Annotated in this window: 17 protein-coding genes; all 17 read right to left on the reverse strand. The window is 34.2% G+C overall.

Annotated elements, in window-relative coordinates; all coding sequences use genetic code 11:
* Positions 1 to 14 precede the first annotated feature (14 nt).
* On the reverse strand, positions 15 to 2,219 hold the full coding sequence (locus tag H5092_RS07385) for a polysaccharide biosynthesis tyrosine autokinase (protein WP_154903309.1): 2,205 nt from the start codon (positions 2,217 to 2,219) through the stop codon (positions 15 to 17).
* A 21-nt stretch (positions 2,220 to 2,240) separates the two neighbouring features.
* Complete coding sequence (locus H5092_RS07390) at positions 2,241 to 2,765, reverse strand: polysaccharide biosynthesis/export family protein (RefSeq protein ID WP_182733222.1); 525 nt, start codon at positions 2,763 to 2,765, stop codon at positions 2,241 to 2,243.
* Entirely contained in the window at positions 2,765 to 3,985 is a 1,221-nt protein-coding gene (locus H5092_RS07395; protein ID WP_182733223.1) for an outer membrane beta-barrel protein, read from the reverse strand. Before H5092_RS07395 ends, H5092_RS07390 begins: the two co-directional genes overlap by 1 nt.
* Positions 3,969 to 5,372, reverse strand: coding sequence for an undecaprenyl-phosphate glucose phosphotransferase (locus H5092_RS07400; protein ID WP_182733224.1), 1,404 nt, complete (start codon positions 5,370 to 5,372; stop codon positions 3,969 to 3,971). The genes H5092_RS07395 and H5092_RS07400 overlap by 17 nt, the downstream gene beginning before the upstream one ends.
* Positions 5,373 to 5,565: 193 nt before the next feature.
* On the reverse strand, positions 5,566 to 5,952 hold the full coding sequence (locus H5092_RS07405; RefSeq protein ID WP_182733225.1) for a 3-phosphoshikimate 1-carboxyvinyltransferase: 387 nt from the start codon (positions 5,950 to 5,952) through the stop codon (positions 5,566 to 5,568).
* A 55-nt stretch (positions 5,953 to 6,007) separates the two neighbouring features.
* Positions 6,008 to 6,976 carry an acyltransferase gene (locus H5092_RS07410; protein ID WP_182733226.1) on the reverse strand — a complete coding sequence of 323 codons (969 nt, stop codon included), beginning with the start codon at positions 6,974 to 6,976 and terminating at the stop codon, positions 6,008 to 6,010.
* Positions 6,969 to 8,135 carry an O-antigen ligase gene (locus H5092_RS07415; protein ID WP_182733227.1) on the reverse strand — a complete coding sequence of 389 codons (1,167 nt, stop codon included), beginning with the start codon at positions 8,133 to 8,135 and terminating at the stop codon, positions 6,969 to 6,971. Before H5092_RS07415 ends, H5092_RS07410 begins: the two co-directional genes overlap by 8 nt.
* Positions 8,135 to 9,172, reverse strand: a complete 1,038-nt coding sequence (locus H5092_RS07420) for a glycosyltransferase (protein WP_182733228.1) — start codon at positions 9,170 to 9,172, stop codon at positions 8,135 to 8,137. Before H5092_RS07420 ends, H5092_RS07415 begins: the two co-directional genes overlap by 1 nt.
* 2 nt (positions 9,173 to 9,174) lie before the next feature.
* Positions 9,175 to 9,744 (reverse strand): serine acetyltransferase, encoded by a 570-nt coding sequence (locus H5092_RS07425; protein ID WP_182733229.1) that lies wholly within the window; start codon positions 9,742 to 9,744, stop codon positions 9,175 to 9,177.
* On the reverse strand, positions 9,744 to 10,682 hold the full coding sequence (locus tag H5092_RS07430) for a glycosyltransferase family 2 protein (protein WP_182733230.1): 939 nt from the start codon (positions 10,680 to 10,682) through the stop codon (positions 9,744 to 9,746). Before H5092_RS07430 ends, H5092_RS07425 begins: the two co-directional genes overlap by 1 nt.
* A 1-nt stretch (position 10,683) precedes the next feature.
* The gene (locus tag H5092_RS07435) at positions 10,684 to 11,793 is read right to left on the reverse strand and encodes a glycosyltransferase family 4 protein (RefSeq protein WP_182733231.1); all 1,110 of its coding nucleotides are present in this window, start codon (positions 11,791 to 11,793) and stop codon (positions 10,684 to 10,686) included.
* Positions 11,794 to 12,945, reverse strand: coding sequence for a glycosyltransferase family 4 protein (locus tag H5092_RS07440; protein ID WP_182733232.1), 1,152 nt, complete (start codon positions 12,943 to 12,945; stop codon positions 11,794 to 11,796).
* Positions 12,942 to 13,973, reverse strand: a complete 1,032-nt coding sequence (locus H5092_RS07445; RefSeq protein WP_182733275.1) for an acyltransferase — start codon at positions 13,971 to 13,973, stop codon at positions 12,942 to 12,944. The genes H5092_RS07440 and H5092_RS07445 overlap by 4 nt, the downstream gene beginning before the upstream one ends.
* 161 nt (positions 13,974 to 14,134) lie before the next feature.
* Entirely contained in the window at positions 14,135 to 15,592 is a 1,458-nt protein-coding gene (locus H5092_RS07450; protein WP_182733233.1) for an oligosaccharide flippase family protein, read from the reverse strand.
* Positions 15,585 to 16,499, reverse strand: a complete 915-nt coding sequence (locus H5092_RS07455; RefSeq protein ID WP_182733234.1) for a glycosyltransferase family 2 protein — start codon at positions 16,497 to 16,499, stop codon at positions 15,585 to 15,587. Before H5092_RS07455 ends, H5092_RS07450 begins: the two co-directional genes overlap by 8 nt.
* A gap of 2 nt (positions 16,500 to 16,501) precedes the next feature.
* Positions 16,502 to 17,506, reverse strand: a complete 1,005-nt coding sequence (locus H5092_RS07460; protein WP_182733235.1) for an NAD-dependent epimerase — start codon at positions 17,504 to 17,506, stop codon at positions 16,502 to 16,504.
* 118 nt (positions 17,507 to 17,624) lie between these two features.
* A complete protein-coding gene (gene galU / locus H5092_RS07465; RefSeq protein ID WP_182733236.1) occupies positions 17,625 to 18,515 on the reverse strand; it encodes a UTP--glucose-1-phosphate uridylyltransferase GalU in 891 nt (296 codons plus the stop codon).
* Positions 18,516 to 18,802 lie beyond the last annotated feature (287 nt).

The following is an 18,802-nucleotide window of genomic DNA, read 5'->3' on the forward strand; positions in this document are numbered from 1 at the left end:
AATTTATAGGCCATTTAAGTATTTTCTGGTTCAGGTTTTTTAGAGTAATCGTGGTAGTCGTAGTAACCATAGCTGTGTTCATCGTTAGACTTATTCATATCCACCTGATTAAGCACCACACCCGCTACATGTGCTTTTACCTCAAATAACCGTTCAAGGCCTGCTTTAATTGGTTTTATACGTGTAACGTCTGATTTTACAACATATATTACCGAATCGGCACTTTGAGCTATTACTAATGCATCACTCACAGCTTGTGTTGGTGGTGTATCAATAATTATATGGTCGTACTGACTTTTAAGGTGTTCTATTAACTGTGCAAACTTAATGTTTGATAATAACTCAAGTGGGTTGCTTGGTATTTGCCCGCTTGGCATTATTACTACACCTGATTTTTCATCAATATGAACACATTCACTTAGCTCTTCTGTACCCACTATTAAATTTGTTAAACCAGGGTGATAAACAGGTATTTCAAATCGCTTAGCAATAGTTGGCTTACGTAAGTCACCATCAATTAGCAGTACCTTACCCATTTGGGCTAACGATATGGCTAAGTTAGAAGATGTTGTTGTTTTACCTTCACCTGGTGCTGTAGAGGTAACTGCAATTATTTTATGCTGTTTATCAAGCTGAGTTAAAAGTAAACTGGTACGAAATGTTCGTACTGATTCTGCAAAGCGCCTATACGTTTCGTCAAGATATGCATGCATAGGCAGTACACTTTTTTTAGGTATTTTTACTTGCGGGATTAGCCCTAGCATACGCTGAGCTAATTTGCTTTCAACATCTGGTTTAGTTTTAACGGTATCGTTAAGGGCATCAAAAATAAAGCTCATAACTATTGCAAAAATAAAGCTCGCTACAAACGTAAGTATTACAATAAGCTTTTTATTAGGTTTACTTGGGATGCTCGGCGCATAAGCTCGGTCGGTAAAGCGTGCTGCAGCAGAGGTAAAATCGCTTGTTACTTCGGTTTCTTTAGAGCGTGATAAAAACGTGTTAAATATATTACGGTTAGTTTCTACTTCACGTTTTAGCTGGTTATATTGAGTTTCTTTGCGGGTAATATCTTGGTAACGCGCTCTAATATTACTTAAATCATTTTCGAGTGCATTCACGGTTCTTGTGACCCTATTGAGCTCTTTTTCAATACCCGTAATTAGATCTTTAATTTGTTTATTAAGATTATTTTTTACTGTAACAAGCTCTGCACTTGCCGATATTATTTTAGGGTGTTTAGGGCCATAAACTTCACTTAACTCGCTTAACTTACGCTCAACGGTAACTACATCACGTTTTACGTTTTGAATAACATTATGCGATGTTATTTCAGGCATACTACCTAATAACTCAAGGTTGTTGTTACCGTATTCAGTTATAACGCGGTTTATACTCTCTAACTTGTTTTTTTCGTTGCGCGCTTCAATTAACTGCGCTGATATTTGCTCAAGCTCTTGTGTTACTAGCCCTGCGATACCTTCAATATCGATAAGGTGCTGATCTTCTCTAAAGTCTTGTAAGCGCTCTTCTGAGCCATCTAACTGAATACGTAATTGCGACAAACGAGAATTCAGCCAATTAGAAGCTTGTTGAGTTATCCCCATTTTCGCACGCATTTGGTTATCAATGTAAACCTCACCTACAGTATTAGCAACTAAAGCTGCTAATTTCGGATTACTTGACTCAAAGCTTATATTTACTAACTGAGTTTTACGAATAGGTGATATTGATAGTTTAGATTTAAATACTGACAGTAAAATCAACATATCGCGCTCAGCTATTTCTTCCGCTGATAAATATCTTTCTTCGTTTTTATTCAAAAAAGGAAATACATTTTTTATGTAAGATTTTGCCTCACCCATCACGCTAGGTTTACCAATAAAATCATCATATGAATCTAAATGAAGTTTTTTTATGACTTCCCTAGCAACGCTGTCTGACTTCATTACCTCAAACTGGGTTAAATAGTACTCTTTTTGATTAGTATCTAGGCCGTAAATTTCTTCAAAACTTACAGCTTTAGCAGCTTCAGCTTCAATTAATAATGTAGCTGTTGCAGTATATTTAGGAATTAGAGTTAAAGAAATCATTATACTAAGGAGTGTAATAACTATAGCAAAACTTAAAACTTTCCATTTAGTACGTGCGATAACTTTAAGGTATGTTCTCAAATCAATAATTTCTTCGTTACTAAATTTTTCCGGTGCTTTATTCATTTTTTAGTGCCTATAAACTGCTTAAAACAAGCGTTGCTCTATTTTTATTGTATCGCCTGCTGCAATTTGGCTATTAAGGGTGCCTTTTTGTTGCTGCTGCTTAGTTTGCTCTTTAAAAATATAAATTTTATCAGTTGATGCTCGCTCAGTTAAACCACCCGCTAATGCAACGGCTTGGTTAACTGTCATAGCTGGCTGGTAAGGGTAAGCACCAGGAGATTTAACCTCCCCATGAATATAAAAGGGCCTATACTCAACAACCTGAACATATACACTTGGGGTTTTTAAATAATCAGGCTGTAAGCCATTAGCAATGGACTTTTCGACCTCAAAGGTAGTTAGCCCGGCAAGTTTAAGTGCCCCTAAAAATGGATAATTAACCTCACCACTATTACCTAGCAATGCAGTTACCTCTAAATCGGGCTCGCCAAATACTTTTATTTCTACTTTGTCACCTGGGCCCAACACATAGTCTTGCGCCGTTTGTGCAAAACAAGTTGCGCTTAAAAATAAGCAAGCAGCACTAAAAAAAAGTTTACAATTCATTAATTAGCCTTTAAAGCAAACGTAAAGTTAACACCCACTATTACTCGATCAAACTCAATTAATGGCTGATTCGAATTTTTATCAATAAAGTCAACATAGGTCGAAATTAAACCAAAGTTATTAGCTTGGTAATTTAAGCCAAGCCGAGCGCTTTTTGTTTTATCGTTACGGCCAATATCGCCAGTGTATTGCTCATCTATGTAGCTCACACTTGCTACAGAAGCTAAATAGTCGCTCCAATCGTGTTTCCATTTAACACCATAGGTGCTTTCTTTAATGTAATCGCCTTCAAGCAGTGGATCTGTTGCCGCTCTACTGGTTGTAAAATCAAATGTAGAGTAAGTTAAAGGTTGCCAAGTAATGCCAGCCTCCCAGCTTAAGCCACTAAAGCTCTCACGCTGATTATCGTCAAAGTCTTTGTTTTGATAACCAAGTTTAAATGTGCCAGAGGTAAGCGACGTTGCTTCCCACTCCATACCAAAAAGCACTTTAATATCGTCAGAATTACGTGAAACACCACTAGACTCTAAAACGTCGTATCGGAAGTCATCGCGGGTTACTTCAACAAACATACGTGTTGCAGCTTGCGTGTTGTAATACCCTTTTGCACCAACTAAAGTTTTATCGTAATCACGATATTGTGATGTAGCTCTAAAATTTTGATATTTTTTACTGTAAAAACCAGAAACCAACTCTAATTGTGCCTTAGATGTTTGCGAACCAAACTGATAAGTACCAGTAATATCTTGTTGTTGATACTTTATTAGCTCATCAACAATATCACCCAAGCCCTGCGTTAAACCAGTACCTCGTGGCTCATACAGCCAATCAGCAGTACCGTTAATATCAAAAACGTGTCGGCTGGTAAGCTCTTTATGCACACCGGCACCCAAGTTAACTTGAGTAAAGTTATCAACAGAATCTTTATTATATAAAGAGCTACTGGTACCAACGTTTAATTTGTAGCTATCGGGGCCATCGTCTATTACCGCTGCAACACCTGGTGAAATAGTCCAAATTACACGCGACTCTTCGTCGGTTGGTGTATTAAAAACATTGTCGTTAACGCTTAATCCCGTTTGCAAAACTGGGGTAATTTCGGCACCATCTTTGGTCATAAAGCTGCCTGGCGTAAATTCGGCCGATGCTGGAGCAGACAACGTTGCCGACAGTAAAACTACAGCACAAGGTATAACTGATTTTTTAGTATGCATTTGCATTTTTAAATCCCTTAAAAATTGTCATAAAAATAATTTTAACATCTAACCATAAAGACCAATGCTTTATGTAATGTAAATCGTATTCAACACGTTTTTCCATTTTATCAAGCGTATCGGTTTCGCCGCGCCAGCCATTAATTTGTGCCCAACCGGTTATGCCTGGTTTAGCTTTATGCCTAAACATGTAAAATTCAACTTTTTTACGATACTCTTCGTTGTGAGCAACGGCGTGTGGGCGTGGCCCTACTATTGACATATCGCCTTTTAACACGTTTATAAATTGCGGTAATTCATCAAGGCTAGTACGGCGCAAAAAACCACCCAACTTTGTAATACGGGAATCGTTTTTGGTGGCTTGAGTGACCACTGCACTATTTTCGGTTACCGACATTGAACGGAACTTCCATACTTTAATTTTACGCCCATCAAGCCCATATCGGTCTTGCTTAAAAATTACAGGCCCTTTAGAAGTAAACTTAACAGCAAACGCTATAGCAATAAGCATAGGAGATATAAGCAGTAAAATAATTGACGATACTATTATGTCTTCGGTGCGTTTAATAAACTCACGAGCACCAATAAAAGGAGATTCAAAAACACTTAGCGTGTCTACATCGCCAACGTGTTCAACACGGGCATGTATTAAGTTTGAGAGTAAAAAATCAGGTATAAAGTGTACGTCTACCGTGGTGTCGCCAAGTTGCAGTAACAAATCGGCTATACGCTTATCGGCCTTCATTGGGAGTGCTATATAGAGTATGTCAATTTTGCCTTCGCGGGCAGCGCATATAGCATTTTGAATAGTTCCGGATATTTCGTACGTTTTTACATTATTAAATAAACGCTCTGGTTTACGGTCGTCAAAAAAACCCAAAAACTTAAAACCAAGCTCATCGTTTTTTTCTATCTCGTCATACAAGTAAACCGCGGACTCTGTAGCTCCTACTATAGCAACGTTGCGTAAGTTCATTCCTAAACTACGGCGATTCCGTTTATATAATTGCACTCCAAAGCGCCATATATATAAATAAACCACACTAAGTAAAAACCACAAACCTAAGCCAATACGCGAAAGCGATTCAGTAAACTTAAACATAAAAGATATGACGAATAGAATACTGAAGGCAACAAATAAAGAGCCCCAAGCACATAAAACCATGGTTTTAAATTTACCAGCACGCCAAGAGCGATAAGCAGAAAATATTTCGGCGCAGTATAAAAAGCTTAGAGCAACGGTTAAAACCGCCACCATATAATGAGCTGTCAGTTCAAAACTATAAAAAAGTGCAGAGCATTGAAAGGCTAAAAATAAAGCAAATATATCGAATAAACGATAAAAACTAGCATCGGATGAGCTATTAGGCTTAAACGTCCTTGACGACTTCATACTTTTAGTCCCTAAGTAAAGTACAGTGAATAAATTTCCACATAGATATAAATTAATATTAACGTATTACTTATCTGTATTCAATAATGCCGCTTTTAAAAACTTAAATTAGTGTAACAGTCCGCAACCAAATTAACCTACGATTAATAAAATATAAACAAATATAAACATTTAAATTTTGTTTATATTTAAACTACAAAAACAAACTTTTAACATAAGTCCATATACCTAATGAAAAACCTTCAAACAGGTTTATACCTAAAGCCGATTTTAATAAATAAATAAATAATAACACTATAAAAAAACCTAAAGTCACTACAGTGGCTTGGGCTATGGCAGAGGCTTTTTTTTCGGTAGCACTTAATTGCCGCCTATTTCGACCCGCTAATAATACAAAGTAATATCTGTACTTAAATAATCTAACAACACCTCTGCAATCTACGGCATGAGTCCCCCACTGCCTAGCGCCAATGGCTATTTTTAGGTGAGATAATTGTTCTTCAGTAAAACTTTGCTGAACCTCTTCAGGCATCCTATTAAGTAAATTTCGTATTGATGGATCATGTTTAATATTACTCAAGCGTTGCCCTTAATATTACTATTAGTTTTGAAATCAGTTGTCTCTAGTAAGAATGTTATTTTTTATTAAATAGACGTTTAAAATATAAGTTAATATTCAGCTCAACAAAAATGTACACAAAGTGGCCAATAATAATAGACACAGATGTAAGTATAAATAAGTACACTTCTTTATTTGCTGTAGGAAAAAAGTACATAACCAGCTTGTTAAGAATTACCAATGAGAAAGCATGTGATAGATACAATGAATAAGAAGAGTCACCGAGCTTGAAAAGTAGCTTTTTCGTTCTTTTTAATAAATCTTTAGAATTTATAATCCGATCCAAAACAAGAGAGCCATGAAATAAAAACCACATTGGCAAACCATATACACAAGCTTTTGATTCGAGAGAACAAGTAAAAAAAACTATCAATATGAATAGAAGTAACAAAAAATCATATTTGATCGATAAGTTATTTTTAAAAATATTATAAGATATAACTCCCATAGCAAATTCAAGCAAGTAACTATCAAAGTAAAAATTTGCATCTAAAATCATTCCTAGCATAGGTAAGAGAATTAATGGGATAAATACGAGATTTCGTTTTATAAAAAAGAGTGAAAACAAAGCAAATATAAAATAAAAATAAAACTCATAGCTCAATGTCCACCCATTTCGTACTAAATATTTATCCTCTGTAGGCAGCAAAAAAAATGATTTAAAGACCACGGTTTCACCACCACTACTATTAACCAGATCTGGTAAAACTATAAAAATGACCAATGCTAATAAGGTAAAAAACCAATAAAGTGGGATTATTCTCAAAATACGAGATTTTAAAAATTTAACTGCAGAAAAACTATGCTTGTCTGTTGAAAAGCATATTATAAATCCTGAAATAATGAAAAAAAGATCAACTCCAGCTTGCCCAAAACTAAAAACTTCAGCATCTGGTAAGTTATTTTGTACTGATTTTATAGTTGAATGATAGTAAACAACTAAAATAGCAGCAATTCCTCTTAAGTATTGAATTGAATTAATCATGATTTAAAAACATATTAGGATTTAGGAAAGGCATAAAAAAAACCAACATAACAGCTTGGCCTACCGCCATAAAAGTTACAACAAATATACAGTAAGCATAAAATAAAAATAACTCCTTGTAATATCGACCACTTTTGTAACATGAATACATAGTATAAAAAGACCAGGTCAATAAAAATAACAATCCTATTGCTCCATATTGAACAAGCATATCAAGGTAAAAATTATGCGCACCATTTATTAAACGTTCGTCCCAATAATAGTCAAACATATAGTAAGTAATTTGGTCAGAACCTACTCCCAATAGTGGATGTTCGCTAATTATTTGATATGCATTAACAAGTAAGTTTTCTCGGTGAACATTGGAAGTGTAAAGTGCGATCCCTTCATCTAAAAAGTTACTTTGATAAATTTTATAATCAATATAAGCAGAAATATCAAAAAGATACAGCATACTTCCAGCAATTAAAAAACCACTCAACAGCAATAGTTTCATTTCTCCTAGACTAGGTTTAACTTTTATTAATTTTATAACACCTAATAAAATAAAAATTAAAATTACGCCAAATATTCCTTTACGCTCCATAGACATAAAAAGAGGTATCAGGCTTATTAAAAACACTTTAAAAGCTTGGCGGTCAGAAAACATACTCGATTTTAATAATAAAAGTAAAGAGAGCAAGCCAAATGCATATTTTCCATCATTAGCTGATTTATAACGCGTTAAATTTCCTTCAGAAAAATGGTAAAGCATGGTATATGTTGCAGATATAATTAAAAAAACAATTGTTAACTCAAGAAATAGTCGACTATTTTTCTTTGCATATGATGAAGCAATTATAAAATACGTCATTATCCATAAAAGCTGTATACACTCCTTTATTGAAGACGACAGATTTTCATTATACACCCCATTAGTTAAAATATAGCCAATATATAACCATACTGGTATAATTTTTACCTGAGCAAAATTATAAAAAACTTTTGGTGTAGTTAATAATTTAATTGCAACTAATGTTAATAACAGCAAGTCAGAAAGGCGTACTAGAGCGCCAAAAACCCCGTATCTAAACATGGATAAGTATAATGGGAAAATTGAACAAACAATTATAAAACTAATCATTTCTGTTCTAGAATACTTGAAGTTAAAAAGCTGCATTAGTTTAGTTCCATTAAACTAGCGTACACTTTTGAATGCTCTATAGCGGTTTGTTGAATCGAAAACTTTTTAGCACGTACTATAGACAACTGAGAAATATGACTAAATAGCTCAGCGTCATTTACCAAGCCTTCAATTTTAGATGCAAGGCCCTTTTTATCTCCTACGTCAAATAATGAGTTCTGATCAACAACGTGATTTAAACCTTCAACATTAGTAGCAAATGTAGGTAATCCTGCTGCCATAGCTTCGACTACTGCAATGCCAAACCCTTCCCAGTGGGAAGATTGTACATATACATCTAGTGAATCTAAAAAAGTGGGTATGTCGTTAACTTGGCCTAAAAATTTAACTTTATTACTTACACCTAAGCTTAAAGCGTAAGCTTCATACTCAGACCTTAGTTCGCCATCGCCAGCTAAATTAAGTACAAACCGATCATCTAGCAGAGTCATTAATTCTAATAAGGTTTTAATATCTTTTTGCGGAGCAAAACGACCAACCATACCTATGTTAATTACTTTAGCGTCAGCACTTAGTGTTTTAGGCATTTGAGAAAACCGCTCTAAATTAACGCCATTATTTATAACATAAGCTTTTGAGTTGCTTGCTTTAATGCTTTCTAAAAATTTAGTTTTAACGCCTTCCGATATACAAATTATTTTTTTAAATTTTCTATAAATAATACTTTCAAGCGTTTTTATAAAAGGTATATCGCGGCGCCTATAATGTGGGTTATGCTCTGTAACTATTGTTGGAGTATTCGTAAAATACGCAATATAAATTGACGGGTACAAATGGGTGTGCACTAAATCTGCAGCATTCAAGCGTTTTATAACGCCTAAAAAGCCTAAGTCACGCTTATGAAATACCTCTACCCCTAAAGCTTTTAACTCATCAACGTATTCGTTTTTACCACGTGTTAAAATCACTTCAAACTTAAAGTCACTGTTTTGTAGCGTCATTAAATCAACAAGCAAGCGCTGCACACCGCCTAAACGCTGTAAGTCATTGGTAATGTGTACTATTTTTTGCATTTTTATAGCTTCCTTGCCCAAGTATCATCACATAAATTATCGCAGTACATGTTTATATCAATTACATCTTTAATAACCTCACAAGGTGCACCAACAACAACTTTATTACTGTCGATGCTTTTTACTGCTACAGCGCCTGCACCCAAAACAGAATTATCTCCAACGCAAATATCTCCAACTAAATTTACATTAGGTCCTACATAAACGTTATTACCAATTGTTGCAGACTTACCATTATGTATTGCACCAATAGATACAAACTGTAGCAAACTGCAGTTGTTTCCTATTGTTGCTTGAGAGTTAACAACAATATTACCGTGGGGTATGTACAAACCGTAGCCTATAGCTACATTATAATTTAGCTGTATATTAACTTTTTTCCCCAAGCCTGCTTTAAATAATCTAAATATAAACGATAATAAAAAATTATTTGATTTAGACATCCTTAAATAAACTTGAAATCTAAAATAACTGTTACTTAGTAAAAATTTAATAAATGTTTTTTTGTTTGTTTTTTTAGTATATCTGTATAAGTCAGACTTAACTAAAAATTTTATTTGCGATAAATTCATTAAAGAAACCTTCCCACATAACAAATAGAACTAGAAGCTGTAAATTTAAGCTTTGCTACCAGCGAATTATTGTATTTGTTAAAAGTATCTTTAAAAGCTCCGTTTATGTGTTTACAGTGTTTAAAAAACAATTTTCGATCTAGGCGGTCTTTAATCGTATATCCTTTTAAACTCACTAGCAGAGAGTATCTTGCAACTTGAGCAACAACCTCTTCTTTATCATCAAAGCTATTTAATGTTGCTTTAACTGCGTTCGTCATATTAAGTAATAAATTAGAGTACGATGATGTTCTACTACTTGTAGTAGAACCTGATCTTTTTCGATAATAAACAAGAGTATTAGAAAGCCTCAAAATTGATTCAGCCATAGAAAATGCATAAATATTGTAATAAATATCTTCATAAATTACATCCTCAGGAAATTTAAGACCTTTGAGCATTTCTTTTTTATATAACCGTGTCCAAACAAAAAAGCCGGTATCAAATAACGCTGTATTCGTGGATTCACTCTCAATAACTGCATTACTAGCACTTAACGGTAAAGCAGAGCTAAACTCTTCAAAAGCGAATTCAATTATATCCTTTGCTCCATCTGCTACATAAGATGAGAGTACGTCCCAATAATTGGAGGCAATTGCATCGTCAGAATCTATAAAACCAATGTACTCACCTTTTGCAATGAGCAAAGCGGCATTGCGAGCAGCAGCTTGGCCTTTATTAATCGGTTGCTTAATTATTGTTGAATTAAATTTTATGACTGATTTATGCTCTAAAATAAAACTTTCGCACAGGCTTATTGAATTTTCAGGGCAGCAGTCGTCAACAAAAATAACTTCTACCTGCTCGCTATTAACACCTTGCAGCAAGCTTTTCATTAAATCAGGTATAAATTCAGCCACTTTATAAACAGGGCATATAAGTGATAATTTAATAGGCATATTAATTGGTTACACCACTTTTCATTACACCATATTCTTTTGCGTAGCTTTCCAGCATTACAGGTAGCGAGTATTTTTGTTTATACAGTTCATAAGCAGCATCACCATGTGACACTGTTTTAGCCTTATTATTAATGTATTCACTCATAGCAATAGCCATTGTAGATGCATCACGAATAGGGATTAAATAGCCAGATTCGCCTTCAATTATTAGCTCAGAGCAGCCACCAACATCAGAAGCAATTACCGCTTTTTTACAAGCCATTGCTTCAATAATACTTCGTGGTAAGCCTTCCCAAAAGCTAGAGAGTATAAATACATCAGCTTGAGTTAGTTTTTCGGCAAAGTTATCAACCACACCACAAAACTTTATTACCCCTTCGGGAAAGTGAGCAAACAACTGCTTTACTTTAGCTTCGTACTGGCCATCGCCGTATATACTTAAAGTAAAGGGTTTACCTTGGCTTAATAAAGAGCTACACGCTTGAGCGAGCGTAGTGTAGTCTTTTTGATCTTCAAAACGAGCTGCGGTAATAAAATTAACGGGCTTGTCGGTTAGCTCCCACGTATCGTTAAATTTACCAAGCATACCGTTACGTATCACTAACAACTTTTTGTCGGGCACGCCTATTCGTAAATACTCGTTTTTATCAAACTCGCAAACGCCTATAATTTTTGAAGGTAAATATGATAGCAACTTTTCAAGTCGCTCATATTTTTTAAAGCCTTTATTTTCGGGTGTATTAACAAAAGGCACACCATGAGGTACATAATAAGAGCGCTTAAAAGTAAGCATTGTAGCTATACGCCCAAGCGCACCTATTTTAGCCGTATGCCAAGAACAAACTTGCGGATTTTCCGATATAATAAGCCATATTAATTTTAACAATGACCAAATATCGCTTAGCGGGCTTAAGTCTCTTTTTAAATTAGTTAAAGCATGCACTTTAAAACCAGCTGCTCGCAATTTAGTTATCGCATCACCGTCGCCACCTAGTGCATATACAACCTCTGCACCTTCGTCTCTAAACTTTTCGCCAATTTGGCAAATATGTTTAAATGAACCAGATACAATAGTATCCGAACGCGTCATCCCTATTAAAACCTTCATCTATGAAGCTCCAAGTAATTTTTTATAAAGCTTTACGTATTCTTTTGCTATTACATCTACTGTAAAGTTAGATGTAATCAACTGCTCAGAAAAAGCTTGCACTTCGCCATTATTTTTATAATGTAATGCAATGCCATCTTCTGTGCTTTTAGCAATTTCAACTGCACTAAAACCTGTAGCAATATAACCGTTTTTATCTGTGAAAATAGCATCACTAGCCCCACTTACAGGTGTAGACACTAATACCTTTCCAGCTAATAAAGCCTCAAGTAATGAGTTCGAAAATCCTTCAGCCTCAGAGGCATTAACAAAAATATCAAATTGCTTAATAAAGTTTACCGGGTCGTCAACCTCACCATAAAATGTTATTTTGTGTTGCAGGTTATTTGCTTCAATATATTTTTTTGCTGCAGGTAGTACACTACCACTACCTATTAAATGAAAATGCACTTGATCATGCTTTTTAATAAGCAATGCAAACGTCTCCATTAATACATCTACTTTTTTAATTTGCTCTAATCTGCCATGATAAAAAAGATTTATTACAGAATCATTTTTATCATTTAAAACTGGGCTATCAGTATTAATTAAGCTTTTATCAATACTGTTAGGTATATTAATAATATTTTTAAAGCCAAACTCTTTACAGTTTAGTGCGATCACGCCAGATATCGCGACTACAGTAGGCTCAGTTTTTAATACAAAATTAGCCATTATTGGCCCAATTACTTTTTTAGCTTTTAATGCTTTGAAATCCATGAACTGGTTAGAGTTACCTACCTTAATTAATATTGGCTTTTTAAATATACGTGCCAAGCAACACCCTACAAAGGCACCAAATTTACCTTGATGACAATGTATTACATCAAAGCTTTTATTATTAAACATACCCCAAATTAATACACGCATTAACCAATATACCGAAAATGGCAACCAGCGACCAAGTAAGTCAGGTGCTATTGGCGAATATAAACGCGTTACAGGCACATCGTTCATCACCTCATTTGCTTTACCTTTAAACTTTTGGCGTGATGTTAATATATGTACACTAACACCTTCAGTTTGAATTCCTTTAGAGACTCGCCCGCATTGCTTTTCAGCACCACCAAATACATCCGGCATGTATTGGCATGTAAGCATTAAAATTTTCATTTAGATATATATTCCCTTAATCTAATGTTGATGTTTTTTTCGATAATATTATAAATAAAACAGCCAAATAGCACACTAATTAAATTAATACCAAACCAAGTAATTACTATTGGTATATGTTGTATTTGAGGGATTAAATTTCGCCCCAAAATGCCACTTATAATCATAATAGGAAACATATGAAATAAATATATTGAGTAAGAAGCATCACCTAAGTAAACAAATGACTTATGAATTTTCATATCTTTTATTGGTGTATAAAGTACTGCAACAATAAAAACAGATAATGCTATAGGTGCTCTTGATATTAAAGACGTGTACCCCCATAAACAGGGGGTTGTAAAGTACATAAATAACCATAAACACCCAAATATAACCACTACAAGCATAATAGTTTTCGATATCCTATAACCCGACAAGTATAGCTTCGCAAGCCAACCACCTATTACAAACTCAAATAAGACTGGATTTTTTAATAAGGTTATAATAGCTAAATTTAAATCAGTTAAATGTGCAAATATAGAAAGTATCATTATAAAAACAGTAATTACTTCTAACCTTTTTGACGCAGCAAGCAATAATGTGGGAGCAAATAACATATAAAATATAATTTCATAGTTTAAAGTCCAACCAACTTTCAGAAAAGGAACAATCGCCCCTTCGTAGACATGTGGAATCAATAATAATGAATAAAACACATGCAGCCCGTCAAACACAGCAGAAGATCCAGGCAATAAAGCTAATACACTCATAAAAAATATAGCGACAAACCAAATAGGATATATTCTGATAATTCTTTTTTTAAGATATAAACCTATATCATTTGTATTTGTTGTTGTATAAAAAATAATAAAGCCAGACAATATAAAAAAAACATCTACTCCTATTGCACCTAATTTTACAAATTGATTTTCTGCTAACCAAAAATAATGTTCTGCACCTAGCTCAACATGCCGTTTAATAACTACACCATGTCCATGGTAAATAACTACGATTATTGAGGCCCAGCCTCTTAGAAATTGAAGTATTAATAATTTCGTAAACTTCCCCTAGAAATCTATTTCGAACAGTTTTAAATCCGGCTATATAAAATAACTAGCGAATTTGCTAACAATTATTAGCATTTAAAATCAGTACATTATTAATAATTTATAAATGAAATTATAGAATAAAGCTATTCTCCAATCTATTAAAACTGCTTCTTCAACATTAGCACCAATTTACTGGCCCTAATATAGTCTAGAATTACAACATAGTCTTCATGAAAGAGAAATTTCATTGATAGAGCATATGTAAACAAACCGAATAATGAAAATAAAACCAATGATATAAATGGGTTGTACGTTAAATAATTACCCACGAAAAGATCAACCAAAAATAAAGAAAATAGCATTAAGCTAACAGACACAACTGCTGTTCTCATACTTAGAATTAAACTAAAGTAATTTTCATTTAATGCCTTTGATAATAAAAGTAAACCTAAAGAAGTTAAAATTATGGTTACAATTATTTCTGAAAGTACGATATAAAAAACCCCGTACTTAGATGTGGTATATAGTAATGCGAACAGTATGAAAAAGTGCATTACCCTTAATTTTACAAGAATCCCCCCTCTCTCTAAAACACTAAAAATAGGCTTAAACATATGAATATAAATTGATAAAGCACCTAGTATGCATAACATTTGCAAAGCCAAAGCAGAATCTTTCCATTCATCTTTAAATAAAACACTCAACAAATCAGTAGAAGTTATTGCCAAGCCACCAAAAATAGGAAATGACAAAATAGCCATCCATTTAATAAATGAAGATAAAGTTCCTTTAAACTCGCTCTTTTTTACTCTAGCTAAGCTAGGAATAGCAATAGCTGTAATTGGGCCTAATGTTAGTTTAACAACAAAATCTTGTAACTTAATTGCAAGCCTATAGAGGCCTAACGCAGCTGGACCTAGTACAGATGCAATAAATATATCTTTTAATTTATTTACTGCTACGTTAGTCAACCCTGCAACCAGTAATGGAATACCGACTCTAAGTTGCTCTTTTAAAATAGAGGTATTAATCAAAAAACTTGGTCGCCATTTAATTGAATTCCAAATAATGATTAACATAATAAACTCGTAGATAACTTTTTGAAATGCAAAAGCAAGCTCCGAAAGCTCTGTAAATGCAACAACCACTGCAATCAAACAAGATACTAAACTTGCTAAAAATGTGGCAAAAGCGATTTTTTTATACAAAAATTTTCTTTGCAATTGAGCATCAGGAACGCTACCTAATGAAAAAATTAAAGGTATGATAGACATTATTTGAATAACTAGCAGATATTTAGATATTTCAAAGTAGGATGTAAGAAGACAGGCTGAGTAGTAAAATGCAACACTTACTAAAATACCGATTAATAATGTACTATAAAAAGCATTATTTAATGCAACACTTACATTCTTCTTTCTATTAATTAAATTAGCTGATAGTCCTAAGCGAACTAATTGACAAAGTATCTCAGAAAAAATCAGGCCTATAGCGTATACACCAAAGAATTCTGGAGATAGTAAATATGTCATGCCACCAAAAAATAAAAAACCTATTATTTGCTGTGAGCTACTATTTAAAAAAGCCCATTTACTACTATTTATCGTTTTATTCATTATTTGTAAATTTTAATAACATTTTTTTTAAATTATATTTGCAATTTTCTATTGAGAGAAAGAAAGAAAAAAACAGATATACTTTTGACTGAATAACTTTTCCACTTTTATAAGCTACAGATTTATGCATTTTTATTATTGAGTATATGTATCGGATACTAAATGCTGAAATATGTTTTTGTATAAGTTTTTTATGATAGAAAATTTCTTTGTCGAAACCTTTATCTTCCGACAATGTTAGGTTTTGTTTGATAACTTCGACATCAGTGCCGACACAAACACCGCCAGCATCTGAGTGACGGATAACTAAATCTACATCCTCCATTCTACGAAATGACTCGTCAAAGCCACTTAGCCTATGAAGTGTAGATAATCGTGAAAATAAAACACACGTTCCAGCTGGATTCAAACTACTGTTATTAAATTTATCCCCTGAAATAAAAAAGTTTTTTAATATTTTACCTCCAACTATTTCAGGATATCCTAAAGGATTTTTGTGCTCGACAGAACCGTCGAAGTGTTTCTGTATTCTTCCCCCATAACATAGAACAAATTCATATTTTTGCTCTGCAATTAATAAGGTTTTTTTCTGCTCATAGTATCTTGAAGGTAACCATTCATCATCATCATCTAGAAAAGCTAGATACTCGCCATTTGCATTTTTTAGAATTTCATTTCGAGCACCAGCTACACCTTTATTTACTGGTAATTTAAAAAACGAAAAATTACTCAGATTGTTATTTGTAATATATTGCTCCACCAGTTTAGCTGTATCGTCACTTGATGCATCATCAACAATAATTACCTCATATTCGAAATCAATATCAGTTAAACTGCAAACACTATCGAGTGCTCGTGATATTGTGTCTTCAGCATTCCAGCAAGTTATACCTATTGTTAAGTTCACAGTTAACCCTTCTTACTATATTCTTTATACCAATCAACAAACTGCTGCATACCATATTCAATGTTTGTATTAGGTTTAAAGCCAACTTCTTTTTGTAGGCTATCTATATCTGCAAAAGTTGCTGGAACATCTCCTGCTTGCATTGGCATATAATTTTTGTCGGCTACTTTACCTGCTGCTTTTTCAATTGACTCAATAAAAGTCATAAGTGCGATAGGTTCGTTATTACCAATATTGAATACACGGTATGGTGCTTTACTGGACTCTGGCGAGGTATTGCTATTTGACTGGTCTCTTTTTGGAACTACGTCTTGAATGCGAATAATGCCCTCTACAATATCGTCTATGTAGGTAAAGTCGCGTTTCATTTTTCCGTTATTAAATACTTTAATTTCACGATTATTTAATATTGCATCAGTAAATAAGTAAGGGGCCATATCTGGGCGACCCCAAGGGCCATACACTGTAAAAAAGCGCAGCCCTGTTGTTGGCAGGTCGTATAGGTGGCTATAGCTATGCGCCATCAACTCATTTGATTTTTTAGTTGCTGCATACAGTGATACTGGGTGATCTACCGCATCGTCTGTCGAAAATGGCATTTTTTCGTTCATACCATAAACAGAGCTTGATGATGCATATACTAAATGCTGTACTTTATTGTGGCGACACCCTTCTAATATAGTAGCTGTGCCCACTAAATTAGAGTCAATGTATGCCATTGGATTTTCTATCGAGTAACGCACACCAGCTTGCGCTGCTAGGTGTATTACGCGGTCAAACTTTTCATCTTTAAATAAGTTTGCTATGCCGTCTCTGTCTGCTAAATCCATTTTTACAAAACGAAATTGAGTAAGGTGTTTAATACGCTCAAGTCTTGCATGTTTTAATGCCGGATCGTAATAGTCGTTTAGGTTATCTAGCCCTACTACTTCGTGGCCATCGTTACATAAGCGTTCAGCTACAAAGTTACCGATAAACCCTGCGGCACCAGTTACAAGATATTTCATTTGTAAGAATCCTTTAAATTTTCTTTATTTATTTATTTAATTTCAGGCACTGCTATTTTGGCTTTTAAATACTACCGTTAAATACAAATTAAATTTGGTTATGGTTTATACAAATAAGTTACGAAACTAGTTTTTTAACTGCTTTGGTAAACTCTTCACCCATATGGCTTGATTGCATTGCATATTCTACGTTGGCAAGCATATAGCCTAATTTAGAACCACAATCGTGTGACTGGCCTTTTAGATGGTACGCTTCAAGTGTTTCTAAGTGGCGTAATTGTAATAAGGCATCGGTAAGTTGTATTTCGCCACCTGCACCTGGTGGGGTGTACTCTAGTAAATCCCAAATAGTAGGCGATACAACATAACGGCCTGTAATAGCTAGGTTGCTTGGCGCTTCATCGGTATCTGGTTTTTCTACCATGTTTTTAATTGTTGCGTTTTCGCCCGCGTTAATTTTTATACCGGCTAGGTCAACCACACCATATTGGTGTACTTGCTCTTTTGGTACTGGCTCTACCATTACTTGGTTGTGGCCTGTTTTGTCGAAACGGTCGATCATTTGGCTTAAATTATCGGTTTTAGGATTTGATTTATATTTATCAATAATTACGTCTGGTAACATTACTGCAAATGGGTTGTTGCCTACTATTGGGCGCGCCGCTAAAACAGCATGGCCTAAACCAAGTGGAGCAGATTGACGAACCGAAATTACAGTTACGTCTTTTGGTACTATTGAGCGCACTTCTTCTAGCAGGCTACGCTTTACACGTGCTTCTAGTGTGGCTTCTAGCTCAAAGCTAGTATCAAAATGGTTTTCGATTGAGTTTTTTGAAGCGTGAGTAACAAGTATTATTTCTTTAATACCTGCTTGTACGGCTTCATTAACTACGTATTGAATAAGTGGTTTGTCTACTAGAGGCAGCATTTCTTTTGGAATGGCTTTTGTGGCTGGTAACATACGTGTTCCAAGGCCAGCTACAGGTAATACGGCTTTTAAAACTTTCACTTTAATTCCTTTCATTATTATTTTGTAAATATATAAAGAAGAAACTAAAGTTTACTTCCATATAACGTGCTTCACATACCTTGTGTTAGGATTATTATACACGCCATACTATTTGACTCAATAAATAAAACATCCTTTTAGGTTGTTTTTTTGTTAACTTTATGTTGCACCAAACTGGTCGGGTTGAGTCATATTGGGGCATCTCATTCTTTATGATGATCTACCTTTTTAAAAGTAATAATACTATACTGATTAATGTCGTTTATTAGGGATTACCAACTTAAGGA

Origin of the sequence: Pseudoalteromonas sp. SR41-7, assembly GCF_014163935.1 — a bacterium.
In the GTDB taxonomy this organism is placed as follows: Bacteria; Pseudomonadota; Gammaproteobacteria; order Enterobacterales; family Alteromonadaceae; genus Pseudoalteromonas; species Pseudoalteromonas distincta.

Bases quoted from the DNA above. Each gene is read 5' to 3' on its own strand.
- H5092_RS07385 (WP_154903309.1), bottom strand. From the start codon at position 2,219: ATGAATAAAGCACCGGAAAAATTTAGTAACGAAGAAATTATTGATTTG.
- H5092_RS07390 (WP_182733222.1), bottom strand. From the start codon at position 2,765: ATGAATTGTAAACTTTTTTTTAGTGCTGCTTGCTTATTTTTAAGCGCA.
- H5092_RS07395 (WP_182733223.1), bottom strand. From the start codon at position 3,985: ATGCAAATGCATACTAAAAAATCAGTTATACCTTGTGCTGTAGTTTTA.
- H5092_RS07400 (WP_182733224.1), bottom strand. From the start codon at position 5,372: ATGAAGTCGTCAAGGACGTTTAAGCCTAATAGCTCATCCGATGCTAGT.
- H5092_RS07410 (WP_182733226.1), bottom strand. From the start codon at position 6,976: ATGATTAATTCAATTCAATACTTAAGAGGAATTGCTGCTATTTTAGTT.
- H5092_RS07415 (WP_182733227.1), bottom strand. From the start codon at position 8,135: ATGCAGCTTTTTAACTTCAAGTATTCTAGAACAGAAATGATTAGTTTT.
- H5092_RS07420 (WP_182733228.1), bottom strand. From the start codon at position 9,172: ATGCAAAAAATAGTACACATTACCAATGACTTACAGCGTTTAGGCGGT.
- H5092_RS07425 (WP_182733229.1), bottom strand. From the start codon at position 9,744: ATGAATTTATCGCAAATAAAATTTTTAGTTAAGTCTGACTTATACAGA.
- H5092_RS07430 (WP_182733230.1), bottom strand. From the start codon at position 10,682: ATGCCTATTAAATTATCACTTATATGCCCTGTTTATAAAGTGGCTGAA.
- H5092_RS07435 (WP_182733231.1), bottom strand. From the start codon at position 11,793: ATGAAGGTTTTAATAGGGATGACGCGTTCGGATACTATTGTATCTGGT.
- H5092_RS07440 (WP_182733232.1), bottom strand. From the start codon at position 12,945: ATGAAAATTTTAATGCTTACATGCCAATACATGCCGGATGTATTTGGT.
- H5092_RS07450 (WP_182733233.1), bottom strand. From the start codon at position 15,592: ATGAATAAAACGATAAATAGTAGTAAATGGGCTTTTTTAAATAGTAGC.
- H5092_RS07460 (WP_182733235.1), bottom strand. From the start codon at position 17,506: ATGAAATATCTTGTAACTGGTGCCGCAGGGTTTATCGGTAACTTTGTA.